This is a genomic window from Bradyrhizobium sp. CCBAU 25360 (assembly GCF_028128695.1).
Classification (GTDB): Bacteria; Pseudomonadota; Alphaproteobacteria; order Rhizobiales; family Xanthobacteraceae; genus Bradyrhizobium; species Bradyrhizobium ottawaense.
On record NZ_LBJA01000033.1, the window covers coordinates 147858 to 167994 of the forward strand.

At 61.7% G+C, this 20137-nt stretch carries 17 protein-coding genes; 5 read left to right on the top strand and 12 right to left on the bottom strand.

Annotated elements, in window-relative coordinates:
* Positions 1-115: 115 nt before the first annotated feature.
* From XH81_RS10575 to rpmB, 5 genes are all read right to left on the bottom strand, one after another.
* A complete protein-coding gene (locus XH81_RS10575; protein WP_271596169.1) occupies positions 116-1090 on the bottom strand; it encodes a hypothetical protein in 975 nt (324 codons plus the stop codon).
* Positions 1087-3003, bottom strand: coding sequence for an ORC-CDC6 family AAA ATPase (locus tag XH81_RS10580; RefSeq protein ID WP_271596170.1), 1917 nt, complete (start codon positions 3001-3003; stop codon positions 1087-1089). The genes XH81_RS10575 and XH81_RS10580 overlap by 4 nt, the downstream gene beginning before the upstream one ends.
* The gene (locus tag XH81_RS10585; protein WP_271596171.1) at positions 3000-4205 is read right to left on the bottom strand and encodes a metallophosphoesterase family protein; all 1206 of its coding nucleotides are present in this window, start codon (positions 4203-4205) and stop codon (positions 3000-3002) included. Before XH81_RS10585 ends, XH81_RS10580 begins: the two co-directional genes overlap by 4 nt.
* Positions 4183-5013: a DNA adenine methylase gene (locus tag XH81_RS10590; protein ID WP_333913299.1), complete on the bottom strand. Its 831-nt coding sequence runs from the start codon at positions 5011-5013 to the stop codon at positions 4183-4185. Before XH81_RS10590 ends, XH81_RS10585 begins: the two co-directional genes overlap by 23 nt.
* A 248-nt stretch (positions 5014-5261) precedes the next feature.
* Complete coding sequence (rpmB, locus tag XH81_RS10595; RefSeq protein ID WP_028141842.1) at positions 5262-5573, bottom strand: 50S ribosomal protein L28; 312 nt, start codon at positions 5571-5573, stop codon at positions 5262-5264.
* 557 nt (positions 5574-6130) lie between these two features.
* On the opposite strand from rpmB, the gene XH81_RS10600 reads away from it, so the two are divergent.
* From XH81_RS10600 to XH81_RS10620, 5 genes are all read left to right on the top strand, one after another.
* Positions 6131-6940 (top strand): DUF3108 domain-containing protein, encoded by an 810-nt coding sequence (locus XH81_RS10600; protein WP_271596179.1) that lies wholly within the window; start codon positions 6131-6133, stop codon positions 6938-6940.
* A 723-nt stretch (positions 6941-7663) separates the two neighbouring features.
* A complete protein-coding gene (locus XH81_RS10605; RefSeq protein ID WP_028141840.1) occupies positions 7664-11071 on the top strand; it encodes a helicase-related protein in 3408 nt (1135 codons plus the stop codon).
* A complete protein-coding gene (locus tag XH81_RS10610) occupies positions 11055-11351 on the top strand; it encodes an RNA-binding S4 domain-containing protein (protein ID WP_080670150.1) in 297 nt (98 codons plus the stop codon). Before XH81_RS10605 ends, XH81_RS10610 begins: the two co-directional genes overlap by 17 nt.
* Positions 11352-11483: 132 nt before the next feature.
* Positions 11484-11822 (top strand): ferredoxin FdxA, encoded by a 339-nt coding sequence (gene fdxA / locus XH81_RS10615; protein ID WP_011082989.1) that lies wholly within the window; start codon positions 11484-11486, stop codon positions 11820-11822.
* Positions 11823-12165: 343 nt separating this feature from the next.
* Positions 12166-12969, top strand: a complete 804-nt coding sequence (locus tag XH81_RS10620) for a CarD family transcriptional regulator (RefSeq protein ID WP_080670149.1) — start codon at positions 12166-12168, stop codon at positions 12967-12969.
* A gap of 193 nt (positions 12970-13162) precedes the next feature.
* On the opposite strand, the gene XH81_RS10625 is transcribed toward XH81_RS10620, so the two are convergent.
* The 7 genes from XH81_RS10625 to cyoA are packed head-to-tail and all read right to left on the bottom strand — an operon-like array spanning position 13163 to position 20086.
* Positions 13163-13696 carry a response regulator transcription factor gene (locus XH81_RS10625; protein WP_018316482.1) on the bottom strand — a complete coding sequence of 178 codons (534 nt, stop codon included), beginning with the start codon at positions 13694-13696 and terminating at the stop codon, positions 13163-13165.
* Positions 13686-15089 carry an ATP-binding protein gene (locus XH81_RS10630; RefSeq protein ID WP_028141839.1) on the bottom strand — a complete coding sequence of 468 codons (1404 nt, stop codon included), beginning with the start codon at positions 15087-15089 and terminating at the stop codon, positions 13686-13688. The genes XH81_RS10625 and XH81_RS10630 overlap by 11 nt, the downstream gene beginning before the upstream one ends.
* Complete coding sequence (locus tag XH81_RS10635) at positions 15061-15912, bottom strand: SURF1 family protein (RefSeq protein ID WP_028141838.1); 852 nt, start codon at positions 15910-15912, stop codon at positions 15061-15063. Before XH81_RS10635 ends, XH81_RS10630 begins: the two co-directional genes overlap by 29 nt.
* A complete protein-coding gene (gene cyoD / locus XH81_RS10640; RefSeq protein ID WP_028141837.1) occupies positions 15909-16289 on the bottom strand; it encodes a cytochrome o ubiquinol oxidase subunit IV in 381 nt (126 codons plus the stop codon). Before cyoD ends, XH81_RS10635 begins: the two co-directional genes overlap by 4 nt.
* Positions 16286-16915 carry a cytochrome o ubiquinol oxidase subunit III gene (cyoC, locus tag XH81_RS10645; protein WP_028141836.1) on the bottom strand — a complete coding sequence of 210 codons (630 nt, stop codon included), beginning with the start codon at positions 16913-16915 and terminating at the stop codon, positions 16286-16288. The genes cyoD and cyoC overlap by 4 nt, the downstream gene beginning before the upstream one ends.
* A complete protein-coding gene (gene cyoB / locus XH81_RS10650) occupies positions 16916-18913 on the bottom strand; it encodes a cytochrome o ubiquinol oxidase subunit I (RefSeq protein ID WP_028141835.1) in 1998 nt (665 codons plus the stop codon).
* Between the two features lie 12 nt (positions 18914-18925).
* A complete protein-coding gene (gene cyoA / locus XH81_RS10655; RefSeq protein WP_028141834.1) occupies positions 18926-20086 on the bottom strand; it encodes a ubiquinol oxidase subunit II in 1161 nt (386 codons plus the stop codon).
* Between the last annotated feature and the right edge of the window lie 51 nt (positions 20087-20137).

The following is a 20137-nucleotide window of genomic DNA, read 5'->3' on the forward strand; positions in this document are numbered from 1 at the left end:
GAGGTTTTTGGGTGAGGGTTTGGGACGATGTTGCGCGCGTGCTCCACGGTATGCCTCTCCGCGTGATGCTACCGGGGCGCGTATAGCGGAGAATGGGAGGAATGCTCCATTCAAGCTATCTAGGTTTGCTCCCCGCGCCAGACTGACCATCGTCGCCTTTGATGACCGTAACTTCCATCCCCACCAAAATGCCCTCTGCGCCGATGTCTTGATAATTGCCGCCGGGAGCTACGGAATACCGAAGAACAGAGACCTGCGGTTGATGTAGGCGACCGGCAAGAATCATAGCGGCGCTGAGAATCTTTGGGCCCATTGGCACCGCGATTATCGAGCTATTATGCTTTGTCGCAAAAATGATGCTTGAAATATCGTCGTAAGCGCCAGCCATATCGTGCAAGAAGTAGTCTACTATCTCGTAATTTCTCTCTCCGAAGTCGAATCCAAAATTGGCGTCTCGAACAGCGGTCTTGAAGCGCTCATCAACTCCGTTTGGTCGAAAGATGAAGCTTATATCAGGTTCGTGCGATTCCAATATGCTGAGCGAAACGCCGTATTCATAACCAACTCCAAGAAGTGCAACCCGTTCGAGGTCCGGAGCTGCCACCTGTCCAGCAATGGAAGGGTGAGCCGCAGTTGATTGCCGAATAGGGACCAGATTGCTCTTCGGCTCAACGAAAGCTGAGGGCGAATACAATACAAACATCGTCTCGCCGGTGTTGAGATCGTCCAGCGCCTTAAGTAACACGCGAGACATGAGTGATCGATCCATCGACGAAACGTCTACGGCGACGCTTGCGGTGCCTTCCAAGCTTCGCATGGTAGAAATCGCTCGCGAGAGGGCCTGCTCCACGAAGCCCTCTCTATCCGATACGGTGACAAACTCATTCTTGCGCGCGAAGGTTCTGTTTTCGTCAAACGAGAGTACTTGGCCCGCCGAATATTCAACGGCAATAGTCTTCTTGGGAGACCACCGGCAGTACTCTGCGGCAAATCGCGAGCGTGATTCGTATCCAATGCAGTAAACGAATAGAGCATCGTTCAGACTGTCGGAAGAGGGGGATAAATTTCGGACGACCAGTCGGTCACTCATATTGAGGTCCTATTAAATAGATCCTCTTGTGTAAGGGCCCGCCGTGAAGTTCTCGGGCGGCGGGTTGAAAGGATTCTGCTGAGATTAATCGGGCTGCCGATTGTCAACGGCAGATGATAGAGCGGGCAAAGAAGATAGGAAAAACGAAGGCGCGCGTCCTTGATGGAGCCGTGATCAAAGAGGCCACTTTCATCCGATAGCATGACGAATGCCCCTTGGTTCATCGCGACGCCAATTGCGTCGACGTACTCCTTCGGCACCGCGTTATCGATTCTAAAAGTGAGGGGCGGTTCGGGTTTGAACACGGTTCCTGTCACCTCGTTTGAGAAGAAACCTCCAATCGCCTCGATTAGATCAATGATAGACATGTTTTGGATGTTGTTCGTCGGGTCGACAACGTGAATTGTAGATAGCAGGGAGACATACTTCGCAATCGCTTCCTCGACGAGGGCGGCTTGGTCCTCAAATGGAATAGATCTCGATGTGCCAAAGTGCCGCCGAACTAACGGCCGCATTAGTGAAATAGTGATGCGAGGATTTCCTTCACACATAGTTAGTAGTGAATCGTAGCCAAGATAAATATCGGCTAGAGCCTTTCTGCTCGGAGGTCTCTCTCCTATCGACCGATCAGGCCTCATAAATGAACTCAACGGGGCGTACGCCAATCTGCAGGCGACTTGCCAAATGTACTTTCGTGCCTTTCCAGCGCGTTGGTTCTCGTCGCTACGATGCATCTGATCTAGATCGATGTCGCGATCGCGAAGGAATTGGGCGAATGCTGGATCGCGTTCTAATAGAGACTTAAATCGAATATAATGGCTTCCATCGGGAGGCCTATAGGCATTCTTTTGATCGGGCGAGGTGTTGGCCTCGGTTATAACTGAGCGCCCCAGAACTTCTGGGCCCCTTGTTTGATTGCCTTTTTGCTTTGCTTTGGTTTCCGCAACGATGAGCGCTTCAAGCAAGCGGGCGCTGAATCTGCGAGCATCGTTTCTCTTAATATCGTGCTTGGTCGTGAATCCAAGATTGATGGGTGTGTAGTCGTTGCCAGACATGGGGCCATCCTTCCCCAATCCGCGCCAATCAATCTTGGAGAACGGGCTTGTCGCCAGCTTCAATACTATTCTTTGATCAATCGAACGAAACCCAGAAAACAGATAGTTCTGAAGTTGATCTGGCATGATCTCAAGCTCATCGACGCATAGAGCCCAGATCTTGGCTGGCAAATCAGTGATTTCGTTGAAGAGCGAAACAAATGCCTCACATGCTCCGATAGGGTCATGGGACAGGTACTGAGCGTGATCTAATATTTCCTCGGGGGAAACTTCTTGGCCATGCCGAATCTTCGCAAGAAATCTGTTCATCTCTCCGAGTTGCCAATACAGCCGCGAGCGAACTTCAAGAAAGGAAAGCGTATTCTCTTTGAGGTCCCAAACCGAGGATAGTGCGCGAGAAAGTCTGACCTCCCCATCGCCTAAGTCCACAAACTGGTGCGACATGTTTTCGATGTCGCGAAGATGCGGATTCGAAACCTCTTTCGCTGTATCAAGACATGCGAATTTTACTCGGAAGGATAAGAGGGCCTTTGAGAGAAGGTCGATTGAGGCGCGATTTTGATCCGCGACGGGTCCGCCCACAATAAATTCAAGTTGCCTGTCAGCGCCAACATAGATCGGGCAAAAACGAAATCGCCGCAGCGCGTTTGCTTGAGTTCTATTCTTCCAAGCCACCACCTGGGCGCCCACCTTCAACATCTTGAGGAGGGTCGTTTTCCCGCTTCCGCGGGGCCCAATCAGAAGCGAGTTTGTCTGTTCACAAAGCGCAGCGAACTGTTTTTCACGGAGAATGAAGGTTTCTGCAACGGTCTGTGGCGGAACAAACCGTGCATTGTACGACTCAAACGGGTCCCTCATCCGGCAACTCCGTCCTTCCGAAACTGGGTATCCGTGAACGGCACGGCAACGGTACAGCGGATACTATGCTGTCTGAGTTGTCTAAACACTTCCTCGAATATCTTGCGGTTGACGAACTGCAGATGCGGATGAGCTCCACTGATCTGCTGCATGGTCACGTAGTTGTCGTGTGCCGAAACGTAGTCCCGGATTACATTGGTCAGTGATAGCACGTTGTCTCTGCAGCCGAACCCCAACCCATCAGGTATGTTTTGGCCGTCAGGGGTGCTTTGCCATTCGCGCCGGTGAACCCAAGACCAAGCTCGGATCTTGCCGCACGGCCACCAACCGTTCGTTCTGGTCGAATCCGTTTCCAAAGTAATATGGTAGAATTGATTGGGAGCTTCCGCTGACATCGGAGAGGCGATTTTTGCGGAAATGCTCCCGGCTGAGAATATCAATGGTGGAAATGTAACATCGGGGCCGTAGCTCACCTGTGGGTAGTGTTGGTGCCCATGGATGATAAGCCAGCTCGAGGACGTAGCTTCAGTTAGTGCAGCTACGAGTTTTCCGCCGAACTGCATTTCGCTGTAATCGTCTTCGTAGATCGCGTCATTGCGATAGGGGTGGTGATGGGTGAACAAGATGTTGGTTTGAAATTTCTTCCGACCAATCTCTTCGACGATCGCATCTATCGTTCTGGTGCTGACGCGTCCATGTCGATACTCGGAGATGGACCCTTGTTCTTGAGAATGGAAGCCATGGAAGGCGGCGCTGTTTAGGTTGACTAGGCGTACCGAGCCTTGCTCATGTATGTGGTAATTCCTCGCCCAATATTTGTCCGCGGCGGTCTTTATGCCGGGGAAGGGTGGCTCCAAGCCTTGAAGATGGCCCTTCGGATCGTAATTGCTGAATTTCAAGCGAGAATCGACGTCGTGATTTCCGGCGGTGCTCAGCAAAAGTTTAGCCTTCACTGCTTTCTTTAATTCTACAAGCTCCTGCCAAGCGAAGGTTTGTGCGTCCGGATCGGCCTGGTCTGCTATGTCGCCCGGACATAGTATCCAATCAACCAAAAGCCCTTCCTGCTTTAGGATATCTGGAATTGTGCGAATGGGATTCGTGGCGCCTTCCTTGCTAGATGCAAGGAGAAACGAAGGCTCCCGCGCTGCCTTATCGGACGGGCTGTAAGCGTGAAGATCGCTAAGAATGAGAATTCGTGTCATGATAATCGAAGTTCGTGGTCAACACTTCGACGGCGTTCTTACGCGCATCGGCAAATCCGCTGATATTTCGACGAACGATAATTTCGCTCTGACGCCATTGTCTCCTGAGGAGAAACTTGTGCGCTAGAGCGCTGTCATAGGTCAGCGCAAAGTGCCCCCCAGCATCATCAATAGCTTCGAGGCAACCAAGAAGCCTCTTTAGGTCGGGTTCGCTGAACACCGATTTGTCGTACTCAGTGAAGGGCTTCCGACGTTTGATAGCGTAGGGTGGATCAAGGAAGAAAAATGCATTTGATTGTACGTGCGTCTCGATACAGCTTTCGAAATCGCTAACCGAGAATTTTGCAGAAGACAGTGCAGCGGCTGCATCTAAGAATTCTTCCTCGCTCAACATTCTCCCGGTGCGAGACTTAGAGAAGGGAACGTTGAAGACGCCCTGCTTGTTCGTGCGATACAAACCGTTAAAGCAGTTCCGATTGAGATAGTAGAAATAAGCTGCTCGGGTCAGTTTGTCCTTCGTGTCCGCGATTTCTCTTCTAACGCGCAGATAGGTTGACTTCGTGCGCCTAAGTTCGTTTGCAATCTCGTAGACTTCGTTTGGTTGCCTGCGGCTGCAACGATAGAAATTGATTAGGTCGGAGTTGATATCTGAAAGAACTGCTCGCTTTGGCTTTTGGTCAAAGAATAGAGCTGCTGACCCGCAAAACGGCTCCACGTAGAGCGCGCCTGTGTTGGGAAATATTTTTCGGAGAGGCTGGAGCATCTGCCGCTTGCTTCCTGCCCATCGCAGTAGTGGTCTCACGAGCACCCAGAAATGATTGATTGGATTGATATTTCAAAAGTTACAGTAACCCGCTGCGGGCGCTTCTTACAAGTTTCGGGTGCGGACAATAGTCATTGCGACTCCTGATATCCACCGAACCTTCTTCTTAGTTGAAGCGCTGCACCGCAAAAACAAAAACGGCCGAATCTTCCGATCCGGCCGCAACGCAAAACTCTACTCGGCTAGACCTACGCCACGCGACGCAACTTAGCCCCCGCCCTAACCTAAAAAACTTAGCTGGCCTTCTTGGCCGGTGCAGCCGTCGGGCCGACCTTCTTCTGGATGGCGCGCTTCAGCTCGAGGGCGCGCGGCGACAGCAAGTCGGCCTTGGCCTTGAGCAGGAAGGCATCGAGGCCGCCATTGTGGTCTACGCTCTTGACCGCGTTGGTCGAGACGCGCAGGCGCACGTTGCGCTCCAGGGCTTCGCTGATGAAGGTCACGTTGACCAGGTTCGGCAGGAAGCGGCGCTTGGTCTTGATGTTGGAGTGGCTGACCTTGTGGCCGACGAGGGGGCCCTTGGCCGTCAGTTCGCAGCGGCGAGACATGGCATAATCCTTGAGTTCGATCCCCCAACGAGTGCGGCCGCCATTCTGGGCGCCACGGGGGCTAATTCTTTCGTCCTTGCAGGGAGCGGGCGGACGTATAGGGGGGAAGGGGCGGGCAGTCAAGGTTTTGGGCGGTCTTTTCGCCTCTCCCCGCCTGCGGGGAGAGGCCGGAATGCGCGCGAATAGCGCGGATTCCGGGTGAGGGGGCGTCTCCGCGGGGGGAGGGGCCGCCTATGACCTCAACTATCACCGCCCTCGCGGAGGGCCCCCCTCACCCCGCCCCTCTCCGCGCAAGCGGGGCGAGGGGGAAAAGGCAGCGGGAGAGGCGAAGCCGATCACCAAAACGGCAATGTTTGTCGCGCCTTACCATCACATAAAGGGCGTATTCGCGACCGAAGACTCCGGTGGAGTTCCCGGCTCGAGACGCCCGGACACATTGTTTGCCGCGGTTTTTGGCTTAAGTAACAACCGTCGCGCCCCGATTGGATTGTTTCGTGCTCACAACGTCCCCTCTTGCGCCAGAAGAGCGCTCAGTCCGTCCGCGCTTTGCCGGCTGGCTGGCGGCGCTTTGCGGCCTGGCCGTGGCGTGGGGCGCGGTGCCCGCGGCGGCGCAGGGCAAGCTCGAGGCGCAATATGAGGCCTCGCTGGCCGGCATTCCCGTCGGCAAGGGCGCATGGAACATCGACATCCAGGACGACGTGTTCTCGGCGGCGGCCGCGGGCGGCACCTCAGGGCTGCTGAAGTCGTTCACGGGCGGGTCCGGCACCGGCGCTAGCCAAGGGCGGATCGTCAATGGCGCGCTGGTTGCGACCGGCTACCAGGCCTCCACCACCACCTCAAAGAAGACCGAAGAGATCCGCATCACGCTCGACAAGGGCAATGTGAAGGATTTTGCCATTCTGCCGGAGCCGCCGGTCGATCCTGATCGCATCGTCGTCACCGACGCGCACCGCCGCGGCGTCTGGGACCCCATGACGGCTTCGCTCTTGCGCGTGCCCGGCAATGGCGATCCTGTTACGCCGGACGCCTGCCACAACTCGGCCCCCGTGTTCGACGGCCGCATGCGCTACGATCTGAAGCTCGATTTCAAGCGCATGGAGAATGTGAAGGCGGAGAAGGGCTATCACGGCCCCGTCGTGGTCTGTTCGCTCTATTTCGTCCCCGTCGCCGGCTACATCCCCGATCGCCCCGTGATCAAATACCTCGCCGCCCAGCGCAACATCGAGATCGCGTTTGCCCCCGTCGCCGGCACCCGCGTCCTGGTCCCGTTCTGGCTGAAAGTGCCGACGCCCCTGGGGCCGGCCATGCTGGAAGCCACCAGCTTCATCACCACGGCCCAGCCGCCAAGGGTGGCGAAGACGCAGTAAGCGGCGGCTGCCGTAGCGCGTTCTCTCTCTACCCTCTCTCTCGGCCGTCATTCCGGGGCGCGACGCAGTCGCGAACCCGGAATCCATCGTGAGACAGTCTCCGCTGCACGATGGATTCCGGGCTCGCGCCAAGAGGCGCGCCCCGGAATGACGAGCAGAGTTTTTGGCTGCGTGAAGGTTTTGCAAAATCAATCACTTGCCTACTGTGCATGGGGTTGTTTTCGCAAAAATTGGTCCCGGCGGCTCCGGTCCCGGAATCCATTTGACTCCTCCCCGATTCTGATTCGACTCCGCGCCGTCCCCAACTTAAGGCTTTGCGCCATCGAAACGTCACTTGTACGGCAGCCCGAAACTCCATCTAGTTGCAGCCAACAAGACTCCCGCGACATGTTGCGTGAACGGAACATGACTCCGGGGGGAGTCAGCGATTCGGCCGCGATTCGTTCTAGAGTCGTTCCGAAGCTTAAGACCAACGGGAAAAGCGTCGCAAAGTGAGACAGTTGCGCGAGGTTTTTCTCCCTCGCCCCGCTTGCGGGGAGAGGGTCGGGGTGAGGGGGAGTCTCCACAGATGCGGTGACAGATGGACTCGCGGAGAGTCCCCCTCACCCGGCGCTTTGCGCCGACCTCTCCCCGCAAGCGGGGCGAGGTGACTTCCAAGCGCTGCCCGCCCCCGCCCACAACAGCACTGACATTCGCCCAAATCGCCACTACCTAATCCCCCAGATGCCCTTTTCCTCCTCCCCCTTCGCTTCCGAGCGCGCGCCGTCCGATCGCGTGCCTGGCGCCGGCGTCACTGCGGTGCTCGGGCCGACCAACACCGGCAAGACCCATCTCGCCATCGAGCGGATGCTGGCGCACCCTTCCGGGATGATCGGGCTGCCGCTGCGCCTGCTCGCGCGCGAGGTCTACAACAAGATCGCCGCGCGGGTCGGAGCCGAGGCGGTCGCGCTCGTCACCGGCGAGGAGAAGATCAAGCCGAAGAGCCCGCGCTATTGGGTGTCGACCGTCGAGGCGATGCCGCGCGACCTCGACGTCTCCTTCCTCGCCGTCGACGAGGTCCAGATCGCCAGCGATCTCGAACGCGGCCACGTCTTCACCGATCGCATCCTCAACCGCCGCGGCCGCGACGAGACGCTGCTCCTGGGCGCTGCCACGATGCGCCCGATCATCGAGCGGCTGTTGCCGGGCGTCTCCATGATCACGCGGCCGCGCCTGTCGCAGCTGGAATTCGCCGGCGATCGCAAGATCACGCGCCAGCCGCGCCGCACCGCGATCGTCGCGTTCTCGGCCGATGAAGTCTACGCCATCGCCGAGCTGATCCGCCGCCAGCATGGCGGCGCCGCCGTGGTGCTGGGCTCGCTCAGCCCACGCACGCGCAATGCGCAGGTGGCGATGTTCCAGAACGGCGATGTCGATTATCTCGTCGCCACCGACGCCGTCGGCATGGGCCTCAATCTCGACGTCGACCACGTCGCGTTCGCCTCCGACCGCAAGTTCGACGGCTACCAGTTCCGCCGGCTGACGCCGTCCGAATTCGCGCAGATCGCGGGGCGCGCCGGCCGCGCCACGCGCAACGGCACTTTCGGCACCACCGGCCGCTGCGCACCGTTCGAGCCCGAGCTCGTCAACGCGCTGCAGAACCACACTTTCGACCCCGTGAAGATGCTGCAATGGCGCAACGCCAGGCTGGATTTCGCCTCGCTCGGCGCGCTCCAGGTGTCCCTGAACCTCGCCCCCGGCCACGAGGCGCTGACGCGCGCCCCTGTCGCCGAGGACATGCGCGTGCTCGACCATGCCGCCCGCGACGTCGAGGTGCGCGATATCGCGCATGGCAAGGCGGCGGTGGAGCGGCTGTGGGAGGCCTGCCAGGTCCCCGATTACCGGAAACTGTCGCCGGCCGCCCATGCCGAGCTGGTGACCACGTTGTACGGCTTCCTGATGCGGAAGGGCTGCATCCCCGACGCCTGGTTCGAGGCCCAGATCACCCAGGCCGACCGCGTCGACGGCGACATCGACACGCTGTCGGCCCGGATCGCGCAGATCCGCACCTGGACCTTCGTCGCCAACCGCCCGGACTGGCTGAAAGACCCCGAACGCTGGCAGGGGATCGCCCGCGAGGTCGAAAATAAATTATCGGATGCGCTCCATGAACGCTTGACTGAGCGTTTCGTTGATCGCCGGACCAGTGTATTGATGCGCCGCCTGCGGGAGAACACGAGCTTGAATACTGAAATCGGCAAGACCGGCGAAGTCATCGTCGAAGGCCATGTCATCGGCCGCCTCGACGGCTTCACCTTTGCACCGGATGCGGCGGAAGCTGGTTCGGATGCGAAAGCCTTGCAGGCTGCAGCGCAAGCGGTGCTCGCCGGCGAGATCAACACGCGCGCCGAAAAGCTCGGCAACGCGCCGGACGATCAGTTCGTGCTGACCTCGGAAGGCACCATCCGCTGGACCGGCGACGCCGTGGCGCGGCTGTCTGCCGCAGAGGAGGCGCTGCATCCGCGCATCCGCATCATCTCGGACGAGCGTCTCACCGGGGCGCCGCGCGAAAAAGTGCAGGCCCGGCTCGAGCTCTGGCTCAAGACGCATGTCGAGAAGCTGCTCGGGCCGATGTTCGAGCTCTCCAAGGCCGAGGACGTCACCGGCATCGCCCGCGGCATCGCCTATCAGCTGGTCGAGGCGCTCGGCGTGCTGGAGCGGCCCAAGATCGCGAACGAGCTGAAGGATCTCGACCAGCCCTCGCGCGCGGTGCTGCGCAAATACGGCGTCCGGTTCGGCGCCTACCACATCTATTTCCCCGGCCTTTTGAAGCCTGCCGCGCGTGCGCTCGCAGCGCTGTTGTGGGCGCTGAAGCAGGACAATGTCGATCTGTCCTCGCTGTCGGGCGCGCAGCATCTGGCGAGCTCGGGCCGTACCTCGTTCCCGGTCGACAAGGCGCTGCCGCGCGATGCCTATCGCGTGCTCGGCTACAAGCAGGCCGGCGAACGCGCCGTGCGCGTCGACATCCTGGAGCGTCTTGCCGATCTGATCCGCCCGGCGCTGGCCTGGCGCGAGAACGCGTCCGGCGAAAAGCCGGCCGGCGCCTTCGACGGCCGCAGTTTCGTGGTGACGCAGGCGATGACCTCGCTCACCGGATCTGCCGGCGAGGATTTCGCCTCGGTGCTGCGTGCGCTCGGCTATCGCATGGAGAAGCGTCCGCCGCTGCCGCAAAAGCCGGCCGTGGTGGAAACGGTCGCGGCCGAGACGCCGCCGGCTGAAGGAAGCGCCGACTCCTCGACCGAGACCGCGGCGGAGGCCGTTGCCGGCCTGCCGGCGGAGGCCTCCACCGAAGCGGTCGCCGAGCCGGTCACCGTCGAAGATGCGCCCGGCATGGAGGTGCAGGACGAGCCGGCCCAGGAGGCCGAGCCCGTGCTGGAAGCCTCTCCGGAGGCCCCCGTCACGCCCGAAGACGCCCCCGGCATTGCGCCGCCGGCGGAAGAGCCCGCTGCGCCCACCGAGGCTGCCGGCCTCGAAGCCGCGCCGGCCGAGACGGCCGCAACCGAAGCCGCCGCGTCACCCGACGCCGCCGCGCCTGAAGCTGCGGCGACGCCCGCCGAGCCCGAGCTGATCGAGGTCTGGCGTCCCGGCGGCCGTCACGAGGACCGCAAGCCGCGCCACGAGCGCCATCGCCACCAGCGTCATCACCATCAGCCGCGTCCGCAAGGAGGCGCCGAGGCAGGTGCCGCGCCCGCGGAAGGCGGGGCCGCGCAAGCCGCCGACGGCGCGAAGCCGGGCCAGCGTCATGGCGGCCATCGCAGGGACGGCGGCAGAGACTTCCGCAAGCCGCGCGAAGGTGGCGAAGGCGCGCCGCGTCCCGAGGGGCGCGACGACAGGAATCGCCGCTTCGAGGGCAAGGATCGCGACAACAAGGGACGCGATCGCGACAAGGGCAAGTTCGGCGGAGATCGCGACAAGGGCCGTGACAACCGCGGCCGTGACCGCGACAAGGGCCGCGACCGCCAGGGCGGACCGTCGCTGCGTCCCTACGCCTCGAGCGCAAACCCACGCGAGCGCGATCGTCCGGCCGATCCGAACTCGCCTTTCGCCAAGCTCGCCGCGCTGAAAGAGCAGCTGTCTGGTCGGAAGGAGTAATCCCACGACCGAGCGGCAGCGCCTCGACAAATGGTTGTGGCACGCGCGGGTGGTGAAGGCGCGCACCTCCGCGGCCGAGCTCGTCGGGTCGGGCCACGTTCGCGTCAACGGTGAGCGCGAAAAGTCGCCGGGGCATGCGATCAAGATCGGCGACGTCATCACCGTCGCGCTCGATCGCACCGTGCGGGTGTTGAAGGTCACCGGCTTCAGCGAGCGCCGTGGCGATGCTGCCGCGGCGCGGGTGCTCTTTGAGGAGCTAAGCGAAGCGAAACGCAATTAATTGCGTTTCGAATTCACTTCTTGGTCGATCAAACGCGCAAAGCGGTCATGATCGGGCCTTCCCGACCTTGCGGCGCCCGGCCATCCGCGCTACGCAAGCCGCGACTTTTAAAAGAGCTTTTCGGAGCGTTGGATGACTTACGTCGTCACTGAAAACTGCATCAAGTGCAAGTACACCGACTGCGTCGAGGTCTGCCCGGTCGATTGCTTCTACGAGGGTGACAACATGCTCGTCATCCACCCCGACGAGTGCATCGATTGCGGCGTGTGCGAGCCGGAATGCCCCGCCGACGCCATCAAGCCGGACACGGAACCGGGCCTGGAAAAGTGGCTTTCGGTCAACGCCGACTACGCCAAGAGCTGGCCGAACATCACCCAGAAGAAAGAATCACCTGCCGACGCCAAGGAATTCGACGGCATGGAAGGCAAGTTCGAGAAATATTTTTCTCCGAACCCCGGCTCCGGCGACTGAATCGGGCTCAAACTTAACCCTAATAGCGGCGCTGCCGCCGAAAACCAGCCCTCAAGACCCCTAAATCATTGATTTTTGCGGGAAATGTGCTATATTGGGCACATTAAGCCGAACCCGTCAGCCCCGTTGGCCCCGCTGGGTTCCCGTGAAACCAAATGTCGAACAGGGGCGTGGCAGTTTCCGCGCGCAGGCTGTGTCACAGAAAACGCGTAAAAAGAGTACTTCAGCGAGGGCTTCCCATAAGGAGGCCAAAAAAGTCGCCGCGGCCAGCCGTAGCGCATCCAAGGGTCGGACCGCGACGAAGGCGCCGGCTGCAAAGTCCTCGAAGAACAAAAGAAGCGCAATGCCTAACAAGACTGCCAAACCGGCCGCGAAAGCGACCGCTGCCAAGCCTGCTGTCAAGCCCGTTGCCGCCAAGGCTCCCGCTGCCAAGCCCGCCGCGTCGAAGGCTCCCGTTGCTGCTCCTGCCAAGGCTCCCGTTGCTGCCGCCAAGCCCGCCGTGAAGCCGGCGGCCGCTGCGCCGAAGGTCGAGGAAAAGAAGGTCGTGACCCAGCGTCAGGGCTTCAAGGCCAATGAATTCGTCGTCTATCCCGCTCACGGCGTCGGCCAGATCCTGGCCATCGAGGAGCAGGAGATCGCCGGCGCGAAGCTCGAGCTGTTCGTCATCAACTTCATCAAGGACAAGATGACGCTGCGCGTGCCGACCGCCAAGGTCGCCAATGTCGGCATGCGCAAGCTGTCCGAGCCGGCGCTGGTGAAGAAGGCGCTGGAGACGCTCAAGGGCCGCGCCCGCGTCAAGCGCACCATGTGGTCGCGCCGTGCCCAGGAATACGAAGCGAAGATCAATTCGGGCGACATCGTCGCGATCGCGGAAGTCGTGCGCGACCTCTATCGCTCGGAGTCGCAGCCGGAGCAGTCCTACAGCGAACGCCAGCTCTATGAAGCGGCGCTCGATCGTCTGTCCCGCGAGATCGCGGTGGTGCAGCACTCGACCGAGACCGAAGCGGTCAAGGAGATCGAGGCCCAGCTCGCCAAGAGCCCGCGCCGCAACGCCAAGGCGGAAGCCGCCGAGGGCGAGGCGGATGCCGAGGGCGATGCCGACGATACCGATGGCGACGACACCACGGTCGCCGACGAGGCCGCGTAAGCAGCTTCGTTCTGCGCAAGCAATCAAAAGCCCGGCCTCGCGCCGGGCTTTTTGTTTGGGGTCGTAGCCGTCATTCCGGGGCTCGCGAAGCGAGAGCCCGGAATCCATTCAACCACCGTCTTTGCCGCCTGATGGATTCCGGGCTCGTGCTCCGCACGCCCCGGAATGACGGCGGTGAGACCTTGGTGAAGGCCTACTTCACCGGCCGCTTCTCGAGCTTGCGCGCCAGCGTGCGCCGGTGCATGCCGAGCCTTCGCGCCGCTTCCGAGATGTTGAAATCCGTCTCGATCAGGGTCTGGTGGATGCGCTCCCATTCCAGCGTCTTGATCGAGGTCGGCCGTGCATCGAGCGCGACCTCGGCGTTGCCTTCGGCCTTGTTGAAGGCGGCTTCGATGTCGTCGGTGTTCGAGGGCTTTGCGAGATAGTGGCAGGCGCCCAGCTTGATCGCCTCGACGGCGGTCGAAATGCTGGCAAAGCCTGTGAGCACCACGATCAGCATGTCAGGATCATGCGTGTGCAGGAGCTCGACGCAGGCAAGGCCGGAGGCGCCGCCGAGCTTGAGGTCGACGACGGCGTGGCCGAAGGAGCGTTCCTCCAGCACGTTCCGCACGTCCTCGATCGAGGCGGCGAGCACGACATCATAGCCGCGGCGCTCGAACGAGCGCTTCAGCGTGCGCGCAAAGCCGGCATCGTCCTCGACGACGATGAGCGAACGGTCAGGCGTCAAAGTTCCCTCCGATCGCCAACGTTGCGAGCGGCAGCGTGAGGCGGACCGTGGCGCCGCGCTTCCTGTGGTTCTCGGCGGTCACGCTGCCTCCGAGCTTGCGCACGACGTTCACCACCAGGAACAGCCCGAGCCCGCCGCCAGCGCGGCCCTTGCTCGAGTGATAGGGCTTTCCGAGCTGCGCCAGCATCTCCGGCGCAAAGCCGGGGCCGCGATCGCTGATCGACAGCACGAGATTGTCGCCCTCGCGCTCGGCGACGAGCTCGACCCATTCCCGCGAGACCTCGTAGGCGTTGTCGAGCACGTTGAAGATGACCTGCTTCAACGCGATGTCGGAGACGATGGCGACGTCTGCGCCGAACGTATTGACGAAGTAGAGCGTCCGCGCCGAGCGCGCGTCGCGCCATTCGTCGACCAGGGCCGTGACGAAGGCCGTCACCGTCGTCGGCGATGAGCCTTCGCCGCGTGCTTCGCCCGCCGAGACCAGGATCCCCGTCACGATCGACTTGCAGCGTTGCAGCGAGGTCTCCATCTCCGCGAGGTCCTCGGCGAGCTCCTGATCGGCGGCAAGATCGGGCATGCGGCGCCAATCGCTGAGGATCACCGACAGCGAGGCGAGCGGCGTGCCGAGCTCATGGGCCGCGCCGGAGGCGAGCAGGCCCATGCGGACGATGTGATCCTGCTCGGCGGCATGCTGGCGCAAGGCCGCCAGATGCGCGTCGCGCTCCCTCAGGTTTCGATTGATTCGCGTGACGAACACGACCAGCAGCACGGCGTTGAGCACGAAGCCCAGCAGCATGCCGGCGACCGTGAGCGTGTAGGTCTCGCTCAATGGGTTGGGCGGCAGGTCCAGCGGGCGGTATGCCAGCGTCAGCCAGACAAAACTCGCGCAGGTCAGCGCGACCAGCGACCAGGTTGAGCGGGCATCGAGCAGCACCGCGCCGAGCGTCACCTGGAGCAGGAACAGCGAGGTGAAGGGATTGGTGGCGCCGCCGGAGAGGTAGAGCTGCGCGGTCAGCGCGGCGACGTCCAGCATCAAGGCGACCAGCAGCTCGTTGTTGGTGATCGCGGCGCGATGGCGCACCCAGACGAGGCTGGAGACGTTGAGCAGCACCAGCGCGCCGATCACCGCGCCCATCCGCTCCAGCGGCAGGGGAATGCCGAGCCCGAAATGCACGCCGCCGATGGTCACGATCTGGCCGACCACCGCGGTCCAGCGCAGCTGGATCAGCAGCGCCATGTTCTTGCGGTTGGTCTCGTCGTCGGTCGGAGTCGTGCCGATCAGCTCGCTGCGCGCGTCGGCCTGCGATTGCAGCGTGACGGCCAGCCCGTCATGCGCAAATGGTTGGGAAAGCGTCTTCCCGTCGTCAGGCCTGTTCGACGATCGTTCCAGCATCTGATCCCGTCCTGCGGGCGACGGCATCGGAGCCGCCGGCCGGTTCGTGGACGAAGCGTTTGCGGCGGAACAGCCCGCCGCCGAATGTGACGAAGAGTTTACCCGCCAGCATGAAAGCCAGGGCGAACCACGTCAGCGCGTAGATCAGGTGGTTATTGGGAAAGCTGACCACGGTCAATCCGCCGATGGGACCGCTGCCGGATTGTGATCCGGCATCGGCATCGACGAAGAACGGTGCGACATCGTGCAGACCGCGGGCCGCCGCGATCGCGGCGACATCGCGCGAATACCAGCGGTTGTGCTGGGGCACGTTGTTCCGGAGGAATCCGCCTTTCGGCTCTGTGATGCGGAGCAGGCCGGTGATCTCGACCTGGCCGTCCGGATTGCCGTCCCGGCGCGTCGATGCGTCGCGCCGCTCGGACGGCACGAAGCCGCGGTTGACCAGGACCTGTGTGCCGTCGTTGCGCTGGAGCGGTGTCAGCACCCAATAGCCCGGGCCTTCCTCGGTGACCGCCTGGACCAGCGTCTCGCGGTCATGCAGGAAGCGGCCGGTGACGCTGACATGCCTGTATTCGTCATTTGCCGTGGAAACCGCAGGCCATGAATCGGGCGAGGGGACCGGCTGGGCCGGGGCATGGACGCGCTGCTCGACGCGGTCGATCAGCGCCAGCTTCCAGGCGCGGCGCTCGATCTGCCAGACGCCGAGTGCGATCAGAAGAACAAAGGCCGTCAGCGAGAGGACCGTGAGCCACAGGGACGGGGACCGCGCAGCCTCGCTGCGCGCTCCGTTCGCCCGGCTTGTCTCGGTCCCTGACTCGCTCACTTCATTCCGCTCATCTGGTGCATCGGCATCATGTTGCTGTTGAGGTGGCTCATCACCCACAGCGAACCCGACAGCGCGATCACCACCATCACGATGGTGAAGATCAGCGCCATCATGCTCCAGCCGTTCTCGGACGTCGTGTTCATGTGCAGGAAGTAGATCATGTGCACGACGATCTGCACGACCGCGAAGGCCATGATCACGAGCGCGGTGATCTGCTTGCTCGGCAGTGCGCCGCTCATCACCAGCCAGAACGGGATCGCGGTCAGCACGACCGAGAGCACGAAACCGAGCATATAGGTCGAGAACGAGCCGTGGGCGTGGCCGCCTTCGTGGTGATGATCGCCCGCATGGGCGGCATGGGTATCGGTGTTCATCGCAGAACTCCCAGGAGATAGACGAAGGTGAAGACGCCGATCCAGACCACGTCGAGGAAGTGCCAGAACATCGAGAGGCACATCAGACGGCGGCGGTTGGCTTCGATCAGGCCGAACTTCTGGACCTGCACCATCAGCGTCACCAGCCAGATCAGGCCGCAGGAAACGTGCAGGCCGTGGGTGCCGACCAGGGTGAAGAACGCCGACAGGAAGGCGCTGCGCTGGGGCGTGGCGCCTTCATGGATCATGTGGGCGAACTCGGTGAGTTCGATGCCGATGAAGGCGAGGCCGAACAGGCCGGTGATCGCCAGCCAGACCTGCGTCTGTGCGACCCGGTTCTGCTGCATCGTCAGCATGGCAAAACCATACGTGATCGATGACAGCAGCAGCATCGAGGTGTTCACCGCGACCAGGTTCAGGTCGAACAGGTCCTTCGGCGCGGGACCTGCGGCGTAGTTGCCGCCGAGCACGCCGAAGGTGGCGAACAGGATCGCGAAGATGAGACAGTCGCTCATCAGGTAGATCCAGAAGCCGAGCGAGGTGCTCCAGCCCTCCGGATGCGGGTGCTCGTCGGCGAGATAGAAGACCGGCTCGCCGGTTTGGGAGGGATTGACAGCGACAGTCATTTACTTGGCTCCGGCGAGCAGTTTGGTGCGCGCGTCCTCGGTCCGGATGACGTCTTCAGCCGGAATGTCGAAGTCGCGGTGATAGTTGAAGGTGTGGCCGATGCCGACGACGAGCAGCGCGGCGAAGCTCACGGCGGCCAACCACCAGATGTACCAGATCAAGCCGAATCCCATCGCGGTGGCGAGGCCGGCGAGGATGATGCCGGTGCCGGTGCTGCTGGGCATGTGGATCGGCCTGAACCCGGTGAGCGGACGCTGGTAGCCGCGCTTCTTCATGTCCCACCACGCGTCATTGTCGTGAACGACGGGGGTGAAGGCGAAGTTGTAGTCGGGAGGGGGCGAGGAGGTCGCCCATTCCAGCGTGCGCGCGTCCCAGGGATCGCCGGTGACGTCCTTGAGCTGCTCGCGCCTGAGGAAGCTGACCGCGAACTGCATCAGCATGCTGAGGATACCGAGGAGGACGAGGAAGGCCCCGATCGCGGCGATGACGAACCAGATCTGCAAGGACGGATCGTCGAACACGCGCAGGCGACGGGTCACGCCCATCAGGCCGAGCACGTAGAGCGGCATGAAGGCGAGGTAGAAGCCGGTGACCCAGAACCAGAACGACATCTTGCCCCAGAACGGATCGAGCTTGAAGCCGAACGCTTTCGGGAACCAGTAGGAGATGCCGGCGAAGGCGCCGAACACCACGCCGCCGATGATCACGTTGTGGAAGTGTGCGATCAGGAACAGGCTGTTGTGCAGGACGAAGTCGGCCGGCGGCACCGCCAGCAGCACGCCGGTCATGCCGCCGATCACGAAGGTCAGCATGAAGGCGATCGTCCACATCATGGGCAGCTCGTAGCGGATACGGCCGCGATACATCGTGAACAGCCAATTGAACATCTTCGCGCCCGTCGGGATCGAGATGATCATCGTGGTGATGCCGAAGAAAGAGTTGACGCTGGCGCCCGAGCCCATCGTGAAGAAGTGGTGCAGCCAGACCAGGTACGACAGGATGGTGATGACGACCGTGGCGTAGACCATCGAGGTGTAGCCGAACAGCCGCTTGCCGGAGAAGGTCGAGGTCACCTCCGAGAAGATGCCGAACGCCGGGAGAACCAGGATGTAGACCTCGGGATGGCCCCAGATCCAGATCAGGTTCACGTACATCATCGGGCTGCCGCCGAAATCGTTCGTGAAGAAGTTGGTGCCGACGTAGCGGTCGAGCGAGAGCAGCGCGAGCACGACGGTCAGGACCGGGAAGGAGGCGACGATCAGGACGTTGGTGCAGAGCGAGGTCCAGGTGAAGACCGGCATCTTCATCATGGTCATGCCGGGGCAGCGCAGCTTGACGATGGTGCAGATCAGGTTGATGCCTGACAGCGTCGTGCCGACGCCGGCGACCTGCAGCGCCCAGATGTAATAGTCGACGCCGACATCGGGACTGTAGCCGATGTTCGACAGCGGCGGATAAGCCAGCCAGCCGGTGCGGGCGAACTCGCCGATGAACAGCGAAGCCATCACCAGCACTGCGCCGCCGACCGTCATCCAGAAGCTGAAATTGTTCAGGAACGGGAACGACACGTCGCGCGCGCCGATCTGGAGCGGCACGACGTAGTTCATCAGGCCGGTCACCAGCGGCATCGCCACGAAGAAGATCATGATCACCCCGTGGGCGGTGAAGACCTGATCGTAGTGATGTGCGTTGAGATAGCCTTCGGAGCCGCCAAAGGCGAGCATCTGCTGGCCGCGCATCATCAGCGCATCGGCGAAGCCCCGCAGCAGCATCACGATGCCGAGGATCATGTACATGATGCCGATGCGCTTGTGGTCGACGGTGGTGAACCATTCGCGCCAGAGATAACCCCAGAGGCGGAAATAGGTGAGACCGCCGAGCAGTGCGGCGCCGCCGAGCGCGACCACCGCGAAGGTGCCGACGACGATCGGCTCGTGCAGCGGTAGCGATTCGAAGCCGAGCCGGCCGAAGATGAGCTTGAGAAGATCAGGAGACATGCGGGGATCTCTTTAGGAGTCTGACTTCGGACGCAGTCCGAGGAAGAAGGACGAGGACTTGAGCGGCGCGAAGCTCGGCCGCTTCAGGCCGGCGCCGAGCAACGGCGCCGTGTCGACGGGAGCCGTGATGGACGCCGTGGTCTTGCCCTGCGGCGCATCGGGCGTGCAGATGCCGGCCACGAAAGTCGGCTCCGGCCCGAGCGGGGTGCCGCGGCGGGCGTACTTGTCGTAAGTGAGCGGCAGGATGTTGTTCAGGCCCTGATGACCGTTGCCGCCCTTGGCGTCGATCGCCATCATCTCGCTCTGGCACATCTTGCCGGTCTCGACGCACATGTTGAGGATCAGACGGTAGAGATCGGAGTCGATCGTGCCGTAGCGGCGCACCGGCTCGTTCTGGCTGGGCTTTTCGAGCTGGAGATATTCGGCGCGGCCGAGCGAGCCGCCGGCGGATTTGGCGCTGGCGATCCAGGCGTCAAAACCCTTGTCGTCAAGTCCCCTAAAGTTGAAGTGCATGCCGGAGAAGCCGGCGCCGCTGTAGTTCGCCGAGAAGCCCTTATACGTGCCGGCGTGGTTGACGACGGCGTGGAGCTTCGTCTCCATTCCCGGCATCGCGTAGATCTGGCCGGCGAGCGCGGGGATGTAGAACGAGTTCATCACCGAGGACGCGGTGATGCGGAATTTGATCGGACGGTCGACCGGAGCTGCGAGCTCGTTGACGGTGGCGATGCCGTAGTCGGGATAGATGAAGAGCCACTTCCAATCGAGCGCGACGACGTCGACCTCGAGCGGAGCCTTGGACTGGTCCAAGGCGCGGTCGGCATGGATGCGGCCGAGCGTGCGATAGGGGTCGAGCAGATGGGTGCCCATCCAGGTCAGCGCGCCCAGGCAGACGATGATCAGCAGCGGTGCGGACCAGATCACCAGCTCGAGCTTGGTCGAGTGGTCCCATTCCGGCTCGTAGCGAGCGGCCGTGTTGGACTGGCGATAGCGCCAGGCGAACAGCACCGTCAGCGCCATCACGGGGACGACGATCAAGAGCATCAGGACGGTGGAGATGATGACGAGGTCGCGCTGCTGGGCGGCGATATCGCCGGCTGGCGCCAGCACGACGTAGTCGCAGCCGCTGAGCGCGGCAGCCAGAGGTAGTAGCGCCAGGATCTTGAGACGAGACACGGGCCGAGCCTTTGAGAATGAGTTTCTTTTGCGGGGCCAACGGGTAGCTGC